Origin of the sequence: Kitasatospora sp. MAA19, assembly GCF_029894125.1 — a bacterium.
GTDB lineage: Bacteria > Actinomycetota > Actinomycetes > Streptomycetales > Streptomycetaceae > Kitasatospora.
On the sequence record NZ_JARXYZ010000013.1, the window covers coordinates 1 to 12,177 of the forward strand.

The following is a 12,177-nucleotide window of genomic DNA, read 5'->3' on the forward strand; positions in this document are numbered from 1 at the left end:
GGTTCTTCTGCAGGTGGCCACGTTCGGCCGCGACCACCCCGTCGTCCGGCATCCGCTCCTGGTCGCCGATCCGGTCCGCCAGGACGATCCGGCGCCCAGGCGGGGCCCCTGCGCCGGTCACGGCAGCCACGGCCAGGGCAGTGAACAAGGCGACGACCACCACACCCGCGACCCAGTCTGTGCGGGGCATCGTGCGGTACCAGGGCAGTGGAGCTGCCGGCTCCAGGGTGTTGGCCCAGATCGCTCGGAGGCCACTGGGCTTCTCGGATGTGACCCGTCGCAGCGAAGTTTCACCAGTCTCAGCGGAGTTTGACTGGTTGCCGGTTGTCTCACCGGAGTTTGACCGCCGGGTTCAGTACCCGACGATGGCTGGGGCCTTGAGGTGGGCGGTTCAGCCGACCCGGAGGAAAAACCGAGGTCGACTGAGCGTTCGCTGCGACACAATCTCAGGATGATCGGCAACCGGATCACCCATCGCACCGCGGACGGCGTCCGCATACCCGGAACCTGGCGGCACGCCTTCATCCGCAACGGCCGCTACTTCCTCACCGACCTCTTCATCTACGCCGACGGGCTCATCGACTGCTGGGGCCTGGTCACCATCGAGGAGTTCGAGGAGAATCTGCGCACCGGCTGGGTGGCCACTAGCCTCCCGGAGGGCGCGGAGGCGTCCGTGCACGGTCTGGCGCACTGGAAGTTCAGCGAGCCGCGGAGCTGGCAGACCCCTGAGCTGCTGCTCGCCGAAGTCCGCGACACCATCGACCAGCTGAACGGGCGGCCCGACTCGACCGGCCGCTGCCTGGCCGCCGTCGACGCCTTCCTCGCTGACCGGACCGAGGAGAACCGGGCCGCTGCCCACGCCGCATTCCTCGCGATCCCGGAATCGCAGCGCCGCTACGCGCTGGGCGACATGGACCGCAAGGACTGGCCACTGCGGGTGTTGGTGGCAGGGCCCGGAGGCCAGACCTACCTGTCGTTCGACGGAACGGTCACGCAGAAGGACTACGACGGTGCCCTCGCATACTTCGAGGAGCGGGCCCGCTGGAGGGCCGAGCGGGCCAAGCGCGTCCCCGCGGACGGACCGGTGGCGTCCCATGCTCCGGCGGTGCACGTCTACCAGACGTTTCCGAAGGAGCCGGTGGACGATCCCGGCACGGTCGGCCTGCGCAACGACTACCCCGCCCCGATCACCATGGGGGAGGCCAGCTACCCCTCCGTTGCCCATGCCTACTGGGCTCTGTCGGTTGCTCAGCCCGAGGTCCGGGGCGCGATCGCGACGGCGGAAACCGCCTCCGCGGCGCGCACCCTCGCGGCCGAGGCGCCTCGCCGCGAGGGCTGGGAGCATGTCCGGACCGCCGTCATGACGCGCCTACTGCGCGCCAAGTACGACCAGCACCCCGAGCTGGCCGAGATCCTGCTGTCGACAGAAGACGCCACCGTGATCTACGACGACATGGAGTCGGCCTTCTGGGGCGACAACGCTGGCCGAGGGCGCAACTGGACAGGGCGTCTGCTCGAACTGGTCCGCTCCGAGCTGCATGCGCGGCGGACGGAGATCCCGGAGCTGTGACCGGACCAGGCGAGTGACTCTCGAGAACCCCAACGGCATCAAGCGCTCAGGGGGCTTCGTCCTCGACGGCGTTGGGGTTCTCGCAGAGGGCGAGCTCGGCTTCCCGTGTGCGGGTGGCTCTCGCATGGCATCGCTTGGAGCAGGCGGTGCGGGCGATGGTGGCGGTCAGGTCGCCCTCGGCGTCGCGGACGGCGTGGTGGAAGGCGAGAGCGGTCTCCAGCAGCGGGATGAGCCAGGGCAGGCCGGCGACGTCGATCTGGGTGCGCAGAACGGTGGCGCGGTCGGTGATCTCGCGGTCATCGGTGCCGGCGTCGCCGACCAGGGCGGCCCCGTGGGCGAGCAGCACGGTCGCGCGCTGGTCGAGCGGCTCCAGGTACTGGCGGGCGAGGGCGATCTCCTCGTCAGCTCGGTCCGGGTCGGCGAACGCGGTGACCAGGGCCAGGCGGGTCTGCGCGATGGCCCGCTCACCGGGCGCGCCGTGCTGCTCGGCCTCGGCCCGCCCATCGCGGAGGGCCTGGGCGGCCGCGGCGAAGTCTCCCCGCGGCCACAGGATGTCGCCCCGGACACGGTGCCGGCGGCTCTTCCACGTCAGCGCGGAGGCTGCGGCCAGCGCGCCGGGGAAGTCGCCGTGGATGCGGGCGAGGTTGGCGATGCCGCGCTGTGCCTGCGGGGCGAGGCGGCCGCCCGCGGCGGCGACGTGGTGCATGCCGCGGAGGGCATCGGCGGTGCGGTCGAGGTCTTTGTCGGCCTTGGCCCGGTAGTACCGGGCGAGCTGGGTCAGTTCGTCGGACAGCAGGCCGCCGTCCAGGACGGCGGTCAGGCGGCGGGCGGTCTGCGCGCGGTGTTCGTGCTGGCGGCGGCTGATGGCGGTCAGCAGCTCGGCCAGAGCGTCGGCGGGCGTGTCCGCGGCCGGCTCGAGGACACCACCGACCTCGACTACGTCCGCCGGTCCCTCGACCGCCTCACCACCCGCCGCAGCCGCCCTGTCTGCCACCGCGACGGCCGCATGGTCGGCTACGCGATCCTCGGCCCCGACGCCAGGTCCTCGCGGGCCTCCGGCACCTTCCGCCGCCGTGTCTTCTGGCTCCTGCCGCACGACCGCGACCAGGACCCCGAGGGCCTCTACTCCACCGGCGTCCCCTCCGAAGCCGTCGACCCGCGCACCGTCGCCCCGGGCGTCAAGGGCTACAAGACCGAGTGCTCCGAAGGCGGCCCAGCCTCACCCGCCATGCTCGAACTCGGAACAACGCTCCCGAAAGCCTGACGCCCCAACACCCGGTTGACGCCGACGCGGCACCGAAGCACACCGCACCGCTACGCTCCCGCTCGTGACCGACGTCTCGCAGTCAAAGTCGGCCCCGCAACAGGATGCCGAGCCGCTCCTGACCGTGATGCACAGGGATGTCTGTCAGCGGTCAACCGACCGTTGATGATCCGAATCGCTCTGGTTCGGCAGTCCGAACATCGACAGGCAGGGCACCAGCCCGCTGACCGAGACGGGCACGCGCGCATGCGTCTCCCAGCGGTCACGCGTCAGTCGCAGCCGCCTGTTCGTCACAGGCCGGCCACGGACCACATGACGGTCGATACCGTCGAACTCATAGCCGCGCTTCTGGGACACGGCGAACGAGGAGGCGTTGTCCTCGAAGGCTCCCGACGTCGCCTCCAGCGCGTCCAGGCCTGCGAAGGCCAGGTGCAGGACGGCGGCGCGCATCTCAGTGCCGATCCCTTGCCGCTGATGCCGTGCACCGAGCCATGAGGCGGTCGTGACCTCCCGCAGTACGGCGAAGTCGCGGGCGGCGATGGTCTGCAGGCCGACGACCCGGCCGTTCTCGAAGACGGCCAGGTTCAGGGCCCAGTTGTCCGGGGCCCAGTTCCCCCGGCGCAACCAGTGGTGCTGCACTACCGAGCGCGCCCGTTCCGCCGGAGGAAGGTCGGTCCACGGCACGAGGAAGGGCATGCGGTCCGGCTCACGGACGCCCTCTGCCGCCAGGCTGGCCAGGTCGGCCAACTCGCTGTCGGTGGGCAGCCGAAGTTCCAGGCGGGGAGTGTTCAGGCTCAGGCCCAGCAACGGCCAGTGATCAATCAACATGCGCCATTGTTGAAGACGACGGCAGCTGCGGTCATCTGATGTCCAGGGCTCGGACAAGCTGAGGGCTCAGGTCGCCCCTCCGCTCCTTGGACAAGAAGCCGGGCCCTCCCGGGCTGGGCCCGTCAGGGACCGCGCCCGGAGGAACCCGGGACAGCCGAAGAGCGCCGAGTTCCAGGCCTGACCGTGCGTTGGTGGCCCGCTTCCCCGTTCCCGGGGCGGCGGGCCTGCTGCTTCCGGCGTCGTGCTTGAGGCTGTCTGCGGGGTTGTGGGCCTGATGCCGAAGCGGGCAGCGGGGCGGTGGCTCGTCAGAGGGGGATGATGCGGGTGAGGCGTACGAGGTGGCTGTGCGCGTCGATGACGTACTCGACCAGACCGCGTCCGTGGGGGATCGGGAGCCGGCGCCAGTCGCCGGCGCTGTCGCGGGCGCTGCTCTCCGTTCGATGCCCTCATGTTCTTCGGCGACAACGGGGGCGGTGACCAGTTCGCCTTCGTGCAGAAGCCGCAGCGCCCGGACGTGTTCGTCTGGGAGCACGAGAGCGACAGCCGCAGGTGGGTGGCCAACAACCTGCGCGACTACCTCGGCCGTTCGCTGCGCGTCGGAGGAGACGACTGGTATCAGCTGTAGCCGAAACGATCCGCCAGGCGCTGTACCCCTCGATCTCCCCGTCCCGGCAGTGACTGTCGAGGTACATGTCCCGTCCCGATACCCAGCCCGGTACACCGGAACGTGCTCAGTGGCGGGGCGGCGGCCTGCCGGGCCCCTCTCGTGGCCCGCGGCCGCAACTGGGATCCTGGTTACGCAGACCCGGCACCTGCAAGTGGCCGGGCATTGCGCTCGGCCGGGTGCCGGTCAGGCCTCTCATCAGCGGTCATACGGTGCTCCGGGCCGCGGTGACACCACCCCCAGGTCATACCTTCGACAGGGGGCAACAGCCAGACCGGGTCCGGAGGCCAGGAGCCCCCGTTTCAGGGCCACCAAGAAGACAAGGGGGCCTTGTCGTACGAACGGCCCACCCGGGTCGCAGACTGCTTCAGCCGGGTACTTACTGAGAGTGAGCTACGCGTGGCGTGGGTGCCCATAGGCGGAGGTGTCATGCGTTCCCGTTACAAGGCTTCCTTCCTTGTCACTGCCCTGGTCGTTGCCCTCGCCACCCTGGTGAGCGGCTGCATCGGTGGCCGAGCGGCTTCACAGTCGCCCTCTTCTTCGCAGTCGCCCTCTTCGTCGCAGTCGCTGTCGTTTGCGGAGGGTTCCCCGTTGCAGGAACCGGCGCAGATGGTGAGCCACGACGGGGTACTGCGGGTGGAACTCGCCGTGGAGAGGCAGCAGGTGGACCTGGGCGGCCACAAGCTGTGGGCTCTCACCTACAACGGCAGCTACATGCCACCGACGCTGCGGATCCATCCGGGGGACAAGCTGGACGTGACCATGCGGAACACGCTGAACCAGGTCACCAACCTGCATGTCCACGGGCTCCATGTGTCGCCGAGCGGAAACGCCGACAACATCTTCATCCAAATCAATCCAGGTCAGACGTTCGACTACTCGTACCAGTTCCCGACCACGCTGCGGGCCGGCACCTACTGGTACCACTCACACGCGGACCCCATCTCCGCGCCGCAGGTCTCCGGGGGCCTGTCAGGCATCCTGATCGTCGAGGGGCTCCAGCAGTACCTTCCGGCGAACCTGCAAAACATCACCGAGCACGTCATCGGTCTCAAGGACTTCCAAGTCGAGGGCGACTCCGTCAAGACCCAGGGCCTGCACATCGGCGGGACCACCAACCGCACCGTCAACGGCCAGCTGAACCCGACCATCTCCATCCGGCCGGGTGAGACCCAGCTCTGGCGGCTGGCCAACATCAGCGCCAACATCTACTACAACGTTCAACTGCAAGGACAGCAGTTCCATGTGATCGCCCACGACGGCACCCCCGTCGACCGGATCTGGACGGCCGACTCGCTCCTCCTCGCAGCCGGCGCCCGATTCGATGTCCTTGTGCAAGGCGGTCCGCCCGGCCGCTCTCAGCTGCAGACGCTCGCGTACAACACCGGACCGGCTGGCAACTCCTTCCCGCAGGCGACCCTGGCCACCCTGGTCTCCGAGAGACCTTCCACGCCGGCGACGGCGCTGCCCACCTCGCCCTTCGCGCCGACAGTGGACTTGAGCCAGGCGCCGGTCGCCGCGCGGCGCACCATCGTGTTCTCCGAGAACAACGACGGCACCAAGTTCTACATCAATGGCAAGCAGTTCGACATGAACCGGGTGGACATCCAGGCCAAGCTGAACACGGTCGAGGAATGGACCATTCGTAACGACAGCAACGAGGAGCACTCCTTCCACGTACACACCAACCACTTCCAGCTGATGAGCATCAACGGCCTTCCGCACGAGGGCCACGGCTTGCAGGACGTTGCGAGCGTCCCCGCCAAGGGCGAGTTCGTCATCCGGATGCACTTCAAGGACTACACCGGCAAGACCGTCCTGCACTGCCACATCCTCAACCACGAGGACGCGGGCATGATGGCCGTACTGGAGATCGTCCAGTGACGCGTTGACTCTTCCGTGGGGCCTGTGCAAAGAACGACTCTGTCCCGTAAACGGCGCTGGCTCACTTCCGGTGGTGACGTGCGGTCATGCTCGCTCCATGCAGTGATTCGCCCAGTTCACACCGGAGGCCAGCGATCTGGCCCCTGAGTGCGCCGCAGGCAGGGGCGGCGCACTGGCCTACCTGGCCGTCGACGAACCGTAGGTCCGGGATCAGCCGGCTGACCCGGTCCTTCCGCGGGTTGGCCTGCCCCCTGGTCAGGCCCCAGACCTCGTATTCCAGGGAGATCAGGTGCTCGGCCAGGTAAGACCCGTCCTGGCCGGTCACCCCGGTGATCAGTGCACGCTTGGACATCCGTTCCCCTTCAGCCACTGCTCGCGGAGCGCTCTCGGCACGGCCAGCGAACCAGAGGAGGGGCTAAGGAATTTGCGAGACTTCCGGCGCACGCCGCCCGGTCCCCCGTCGGATCGGCACAGGGCCGAGGAAGTGTAAGGCCGTCACGCCGAACAGGCAGACAGCTCTCCGAGGTGGAGCCCGAACCTTGCGGGACCGTCCTCGGTTCGGCTGCCGGGGTCGGCCACACGGTGTCGCGGCTGAGCGCGACGTGCTGGGACGGCCCAGGCCGGTGTCAGTCGTCGATCGCCTGGTAGAGCGTGGTCCAGAAATCGTGGATCAACCGCGCCGCGTTCGGGACGGACATCCCGACCTGGGTGAGCAGGATTCCGGTGAGCTGATTGTCCGGGTCGGCGTAGGTCGAGGTGCCGCTCCCGCCGTCCCAGCCGAACTGGCCGACGGGGGCGTAGTCGCCGCGGTAGGTGCGCACCGCCATCCCGAAGCCCCAACCACCGTGCTGCCCTTGGCCGTACGAGAGGTGGACGTTGTCGCGGGCCAGCGCTGTACGGGCGGCGGTCTGCTCGGGCGTGAGGCGGTTGGTGGTCATCAGCTGGACGGCGGACCGGGACAGGATCCGCTCGCTGCCGTGCGTTCCGCGGTTCAGCAGCATGCGGAAGTAGGCGTGGTAGTCGTCGACGGTGGAGGCCAGCCCGCCTCCGCCGCCCTGGAACGCCGGAGGCTTGCTCCAGCGTCCGTCCGCCGGCTCGTCCCAGACGGTGAACTCCCCGGTCTGCGGGTTCGGGGCGTAGAGGGGAGGCAGGCGGTCGATCTTGCCGGCTGGGACGTGGAAGCCGGTGTCCTTCATGCCCAACGGGTCGAAGACGCGCTCGCGCAGGAAGGTCTCGAAGGGCTGGCCGGTGACCCTGGCGACGAGCACGCCGAGGAGGTCACTGGCGAGGTGGTACTGCCAGCTCTCTCCGGGCTGGTGCATCAGCGGAAGCGTGCCGAGGCGGCGCATCCACTCGTCCGGCTCGGGCATCGGCACCGGCAGATCGGGTGTGAGCCCCCGCTCGAAGACCGCGTTCATGATCGGGGTACCCAGCGCCGTCATGTCCATGCCGAGCCCGAAGGTGGAGGTCAGCACGTCCCGCACGGTGATCGGCCGCTTCGCCGGCACCGTGTCGTCCAGCGGGCCGTCGATCCGCTTCAGCACCCGCCGATCGGCGAGTTCCGGTAGCCACTGCTCCACCAGGTCGTCCAGCCGAAGCCTGCACTCGTCCAGCAGGACCATCGCCGCCGCCATCGTGACCGGCTTGGACGTCGAAGCCATCCGGAAGATCGTGTCCCGGCGCATCGTCGCGCCGCCGTCGCGACTCATCGTCCCGATCGCTTCGACGTGCGTCTCGTCGCCTCGGCCGACCAGCGCGACGAGCCCGGGGATCTTCCCGGACTCGACGTGCCGCGCCAGCACGTCGCGCATCCTGCGCAGCCCTGCTTCGGACAAGCCGCCGCCGCTCTTCCCCATCATGAATCTCCCCCTGCATGAGTGTTCGGGAACTACTGAACAACCACGAAGCTACATTGCGTTCACAGATCAGTCAACGAGAACAGATAGCTGCATTGGCCTGCAGGGAAGAGACATTGCCTTGATATTGCAATGAGCTTGGCGCTGAATGCAATGGACGATCAAGGCTTGCATTGCAATGAGTTGCGAGTGAATGCATACTGCGGAGCGGAAGCGTGCGGACATCGGGCCCCGCGCAGGCCGACAGAGGGGCGAGAGCATCGATGCCTGGAGACAGACTCACCGGCGAGGACCGCCGGCTCATTGCCGATGGACTGGCCGAGGGGCTCGGCTACACCGAGATCGGCCGACGCCTGGGGCGGCCCGCCTCAACCGTCATGCGGGAGGTCACCCGCAACGGCGGGCCCGAGGGCTATCGGGCAAACCGAGCACAGGAAGCCACGCAGCAGCGTGCGCGCCGCCGGAAGCCGGACCAGCCCCCGGCGCCGGCAGTTCCCCACAGCGACCACGGGCGCGACCCCCAAGAGGTCCGGGAGTTCACGGAGTTCTTCACAGTCCTCCTCGAACAGCAGGGGCTGCCCAGGATGGCGGCCAGGGCGCTGGTCTGCCTGTACGTCACCGATTGCGGCGCCCTCACCGCCGCGGACCTGGTCCAGAGCCTCCGCGTCAGCCCCGCGTCCGTCTCGCACGCCGTCAACTTCCTCGAACAGCAGGGAATCGTCAGGCGCGAACGGACTCCCGGCGAACGCCGCGAGCGCTACGTCATCGACGATGACATCTGGCTCCGCTCCACCCTGGCCGCGATGCAGATGAACGATGCCCTGATCGCCGCATCGCAGCGCGGGGCGGAGGTCCTCGGCACCACCACCCGGGCCGGCGGCCGCTTCAGCTCCTCCGCGGAGTTCCTCCTGATCATGAGCGAGGCCCTCCAGCAGGCGATGGACCAATGGCGGCAGCGCACGGCCACTCGGAGCCGTGCGGGTGGCAGAGCGAGTACGGGTCAGAGGGATCGATGACGACGAGGGGTGGCGGGATTCGGTCGCTCACTGCGGCCAGGCTCGGATGCCTGACGTGCCCTCAGATGCGGTCAGCAAGAGGTCAGCACAAGTACGAGCAGACTCTGCCTTACGAGCGCAAACGCGAGACTCACGCGTTCTCGGCATCGCCCAGCCGTGAAAGTGCCGGCGGGACCTTCTGCGGTCCCTTTGCGCTGACTGCGGCCGACCGTCCGACGCCCACCGCAGAGCCTCGGCGCGACGCCGCATGAGACATCCCTGCAGGTCAGAGCGCAAACTCGAAGCGTCGCCCAGACCGGTGGTGCTCGCGTGACAGCGCAGCCAGCCGCCCGAACCTTCCCGACTTCTCTCGACTCTCCTTGGCGCGCACTTCCGGGAGATCATGCGGGCCGTCCGGCTCGGCTCGCTGGAATAGGGTCCCCGTCTGCTGCTCCGCGTGGATCTCGGGGCCGGCGCCGGGTCGGCGGCCGTGGTGGGATGCGGGTGTCTTCCCGCGCGGCCCTACGGGTTCCGCGGTCCGGTTGCGGCAGTGGGGAGGGTGGTGTCGCCGGGCGCGAAGCCGGTGACAAGGACGGTGAGCCTGGTGAGCAGGGACTCGGCGAGCGGGTGGCCGCCGTCGGTGCGCAGCCAGCGGCTCAGGGCCGTGACGTAGCCGTCGAAGATCATGTCGGCGACGGTTCCCGGGTCGAGGTCGGGGCGGATCTCGCCGCGCTGCTGGCCGCGGGTGACGGCGGCGAGGAGCGCGCGCGGCGTGGCGGCGCCCAGGGCGAAGGCGGAGTGCAGGACGCCGCTGTCGTGGAGTTCCTTGGCCAGCGCGTAGTCCCGCTCGTTGAGTTCCGCGAGCACGCGTAGCTCGCCGGCCAGGACCTCGACGGCGGAGCGACTGTCGGACGCGTCGGTCTCGTCCTGCCGGTCCACCAGGTCGTGCCGCTGCTGGACCCAGGCGGTCACGAAGTCCTCCTTGCGGCGGAAGTGGTTGAACGCCGTCTGGCGTCCCACGTCGGCGCGCTCGGCGATGTGGTCGTACGTGGTGGTCGCGTACCCCTGGGTGGCGAACAGGTCCAGGGCCGCGGTCAGCAGCCGGTCCCGTGTCGCGTTGCGGCGCTGTCCGCGCCGGTCCTGCCGGTTCTGCCGAGCGGCCGGTTCCTGCGGCGTTGTCGATCTCACCCCGCGAGTGTACTTGAATCCAGATCCGTACTTGAGTACATATTGGCACTCAAGTACATCAAGCGAGGAGGTCCAACGATGGCCGTCCCCTACACGCTCGGTCTGCACGAGATCGCCGCAGACACCTATGCCTATCTGCAGCCCAACGGCTCCTGGGGCTTCAGCAACGCCGGACTGATCGTCTCCGGCGCGGAAGCGCTGCTCGTCGACACCCTGTTCACCGTGCCGCAGACCCGCGCCATGCTGGCCGCGATGACTCGGGCCCTGCCCGGGCTCACGATCGGCACCCTGGTCAACAGCCACGCCGACGGCGACCACTGGTGGGGAAACCAGCTGCTCCCCGATGCCACGATCGTCGCCACCGAGGCCGCCGCGGCCGCCATGCGAGGCGACCACCTCCACGAGTTGTTCGCCGCGCCGGGCGAGGTCCCGCTCCCGCGGGTCGCCGAGGAGATGCTGCGGACCTTCGACTTCGCCGGCATCACCCCGACGCTGCCGACCCGCACCTTCGGCGGCGAACTGGAGGTCGCGGTGGGCGGCCGCACCGTCCGGCTGATCGAGGTCGGTCCGGCGCACACCTCCGGGGACCTGCTCGTCCATGTGCCGGACGCCGCCGTCCTGTTCGCCGGGGACATCCTGTTCGTCGGCGGCCACCCGGTGATCCACAGCGGCCCGGTGGAGAACTGGATCGCCGCCTGCGACCTCATCCTGGGGCTGGACGTCGAGGCGATCGTGCCCGGGCACGGCCCGGTCGTCGGCAAGCCCGAGGTCCGTCTCTTCCGCGACTACCTGGAGCGCGTCCACGACCACGCCGTACGCGCACACCGGGCGGGCACACCCGTGCTGCAGGCCGCCCGGGAGATGGACCTGGACGGCTTCGCCGACTGGGCCGACCCCGAACGCCTGGTGCTCAACATCGGCGCCGTCTACCGCGGGCTCAACGGCGACGGCACCCCTGGGGAGGTGGACTTGATGGGCTGCCTCGACCACTACGCCACGCCGCACCCGGGCGAGGCGGCCCCCCGGGTGACGCCTCGGCCCGCAGCCGAGATCGCCGCCCTGGCCGCGCGGCTGGAGGGCCCCGCCGCGCAGGTACTCGCGGGTGGCGCCGGTCCGCTGGCCGGCCGCCCGGTGCTCAACGTCCTGGCGACCATCGGCAACCATCCCGACCTGCTGGTCGCCCTGGCGCCCCTGCTGACCCAGCTCGCCCAGGGGCTGATCCCGCCCCGCGAACGGGAACTCGTCATCCTTCGGACCGCTCACCGAACCGGCTCGACGTATGAGTGGGAGCACCATGCCCGCCTCGCCGCCGCCGTCGGGGTGACCGGGCCCGAGATCGCCGGCGTCGCGGGCGGACCGGACCACCCCGACTGGGACGAGGCCGACCGGGCGCTGCTGCGGGCCGTCGACGAACTGTGCACGGAGCACACGCTGTCCCCGGCCACCTGGCAGGCGCTGGCCGCGCGCCACTCCACGCCGCAACTGCTGGAACTGCTGGCGCTGGTCGGCACCTACACGCTGGTCGCCGGCATCCTCAACTCCTGCCAGGTCCCCCTCGACGGATGGCTCACCGAGCCGCCGAGCGCGGCGTGACCGAAGGCGGCGCCGGCCGGCCCGCTGCGGCGGGGACCGGGTGTGCCGACGGGGTGCCTTCGTAGGCATCGGCGATCCGGCGGTACCTCCGCGCGGCCCAGCGCCTGCGTGGGGTCCAGCGCCTCCGCGAGGTCCGGCGGGCTCCAGGTGGCGATGCCGGTGATGTCCGGGTCGGCGGGGGACGTCCGAGCGATCAGTCGGATGTGCTCACGCACCCGCTCACTGATCGCCTTCGGGGGTCCTCCGCTCCATTGTGGGTCCAGCGCATCGAATCTCCCCGCTCGTTGAAGACGTGGATCACATCGCGAACGTAGCTCGCCGAGGAGACCGACGAG

The 12,177-nt window shown here is 69.4% G+C and carries 10 protein-coding genes and 2 pseudogenes; 6 read left to right on the forward strand and 6 right to left on the reverse strand.

From position 1 onward, the window contains the following. On the reverse strand, window positions 1-190 hold a 190-nt coding region (locus P3T27_RS20575; protein WP_280680554.1), incomplete at its 3' end, for a hypothetical protein. Window positions 191-451: 261 nt separating this feature from the next. Here P3T27_RS20575 and P3T27_RS20580 point away from each other — a divergent pair. Beyond that, window positions 452-1,570: an NADAR family protein gene (locus P3T27_RS20580; protein ID WP_280680555.1), complete on the forward strand. Its 1,119-nt coding sequence runs from the start codon at window positions 452-454 to the stop codon at window positions 1,568-1,570. 46 nt (window positions 1,571-1,616) lie between these two features. Here P3T27_RS20580 and P3T27_RS20585 read toward each other — a convergent pair whose 3' ends face one another. Then, the gene (locus P3T27_RS20585) at window positions 1,617-2,564 is read right to left on the reverse strand and encodes a hypothetical protein (RefSeq protein ID WP_280680851.1); all 948 of its coding nucleotides are present in this window, start codon (window positions 2,562-2,564) and stop codon (window positions 1,617-1,619) included. On the opposite strand from P3T27_RS20585, the pseudogene P3T27_RS20590 reads away from it, so the two are divergent. Beyond that, window positions 2,484-2,834 (forward strand): annotated as a pseudogene (locus P3T27_RS20590) (DUF6009 family protein); the annotation flags it as partial. The gene P3T27_RS20585 and the pseudogene P3T27_RS20590 sit on opposite strands and share 81 nt — an antisense overlap. A gap of 144 nt (window positions 2,835-2,978) precedes the next feature. Here P3T27_RS20590 and P3T27_RS20595 read toward each other — a convergent pair. Continuing rightward, window positions 2,979-3,662 (reverse strand): GNAT family protein, encoded by a 684-nt coding sequence (locus P3T27_RS20595; RefSeq protein ID WP_280680556.1) that lies wholly within the window; start codon window positions 3,660-3,662, stop codon window positions 2,979-2,981. 448 nt (window positions 3,663-4,110) lie between these two features. Here P3T27_RS20595 and P3T27_RS20600 point away from each other — a divergent pair, with 448 nt between their 5' ends. Together P3T27_RS20600 and P3T27_RS20605 are read left to right on the forward strand one after the other, a co-directional pair. Then, a complete protein-coding gene (locus tag P3T27_RS20600; protein ID WP_280680557.1) occupies window positions 4,111-4,287 on the forward strand; it encodes an SMI1/KNR4 family protein in 177 nt (58 codons plus the stop codon). A gap of 468 nt (window positions 4,288-4,755) precedes the next feature. Then, the gene (locus P3T27_RS20605; RefSeq protein ID WP_280680558.1) at window positions 4,756-6,210 is read left to right on the forward strand and encodes a multicopper oxidase family protein; all 1,455 of its coding nucleotides are present in this window, start codon (window positions 4,756-4,758) and stop codon (window positions 6,208-6,210) included. A 184-nt stretch (window positions 6,211-6,394) separates the two neighbouring features. Here P3T27_RS20605 and P3T27_RS20610 read toward each other — a convergent pair. Further along, a pseudogene (locus P3T27_RS20610) lies at window positions 6,395-6,562 on the reverse strand (GDP-mannose 4,6-dehydratase); the annotation flags it as partial. A 274-nt stretch (window positions 6,563-6,836) separates the two neighbouring features. Further along, on the reverse strand, window positions 6,837-8,066 hold the full coding sequence (locus P3T27_RS20615) for a serine hydrolase domain-containing protein (protein ID WP_280680828.1): 1,230 nt from the start codon (window positions 8,064-8,066) through the stop codon (window positions 6,837-6,839). A 263-nt stretch (window positions 8,067-8,329) separates the two neighbouring features. Here P3T27_RS20615 and P3T27_RS20620 point away from each other — a divergent pair, with 263 nt between their 5' ends. Then, window positions 8,330-9,082 carry a helix-turn-helix domain-containing protein gene (locus tag P3T27_RS20620; protein WP_280680559.1) on the forward strand — a complete coding sequence of 251 codons (753 nt, stop codon included), beginning with the start codon at window positions 8,330-8,332 and terminating at the stop codon, window positions 9,080-9,082. 501 nt (window positions 9,083-9,583) lie between these two features. Here the strand turns inward: P3T27_RS20620 and P3T27_RS20625 are convergent. Continuing rightward, on the reverse strand, window positions 9,584-10,249 hold the full coding sequence (locus tag P3T27_RS20625; protein WP_280680560.1) for a TetR/AcrR family transcriptional regulator: 666 nt from the start codon (window positions 10,247-10,249) through the stop codon (window positions 9,584-9,586). Between the two features lie 78 nt (window positions 10,250-10,327). Here P3T27_RS20625 and P3T27_RS20630 point away from each other — a divergent pair, with 78 nt between their 5' ends. Further along, window positions 10,328-11,842, forward strand: coding sequence for an MBL fold metallo-hydrolase (locus tag P3T27_RS20630; RefSeq protein ID WP_280680561.1), 1,515 nt, complete (start codon window positions 10,328-10,330; stop codon window positions 11,840-11,842). The last annotated feature ends 335 nt before the right edge of the window (window positions 11,843-12,177 follow it).

Bases quoted from the DNA above. Each gene is read 5' to 3' on its own strand.
- P3T27_RS20580 (WP_280680555.1), top strand. From the start codon at position 452: ATGATCGGCAACCGGATCACCCATCGCACCGCGGACGGCGTCCGCATA.
- P3T27_RS20615 (WP_280680828.1), bottom strand. From the start codon at position 8,066: ATGGGGAAGAGCGGCGGCGGCTTGTCCGAAGCAGGGCTGCGCAGGATG.
- P3T27_RS20630 (WP_280680561.1), top strand. From the start codon at position 10,328: ATGGCCGTCCCCTACACGCTCGGTCTGCACGAGATCGCCGCAGACACC.
- P3T27_RS20595 (WP_280680556.1), bottom strand. From the start codon at position 3,662: ATGTTGATTGATCACTGGCCGTTGCTGGGCCTGAGCCTGAACACTCCC.
- P3T27_RS20605 (WP_280680558.1), top strand. From the start codon at position 4,756: ATGCGTTCCCGTTACAAGGCTTCCTTCCTTGTCACTGCCCTGGTCGTT.
- P3T27_RS20600 (WP_280680557.1), top strand. From the start codon at position 4,111: ATGTTCTTCGGCGACAACGGGGGCGGTGACCAGTTCGCCTTCGTGCAG.
- P3T27_RS20620 (WP_280680559.1), top strand. From the start codon at position 8,330: ATGCCTGGAGACAGACTCACCGGCGAGGACCGCCGGCTCATTGCCGAT.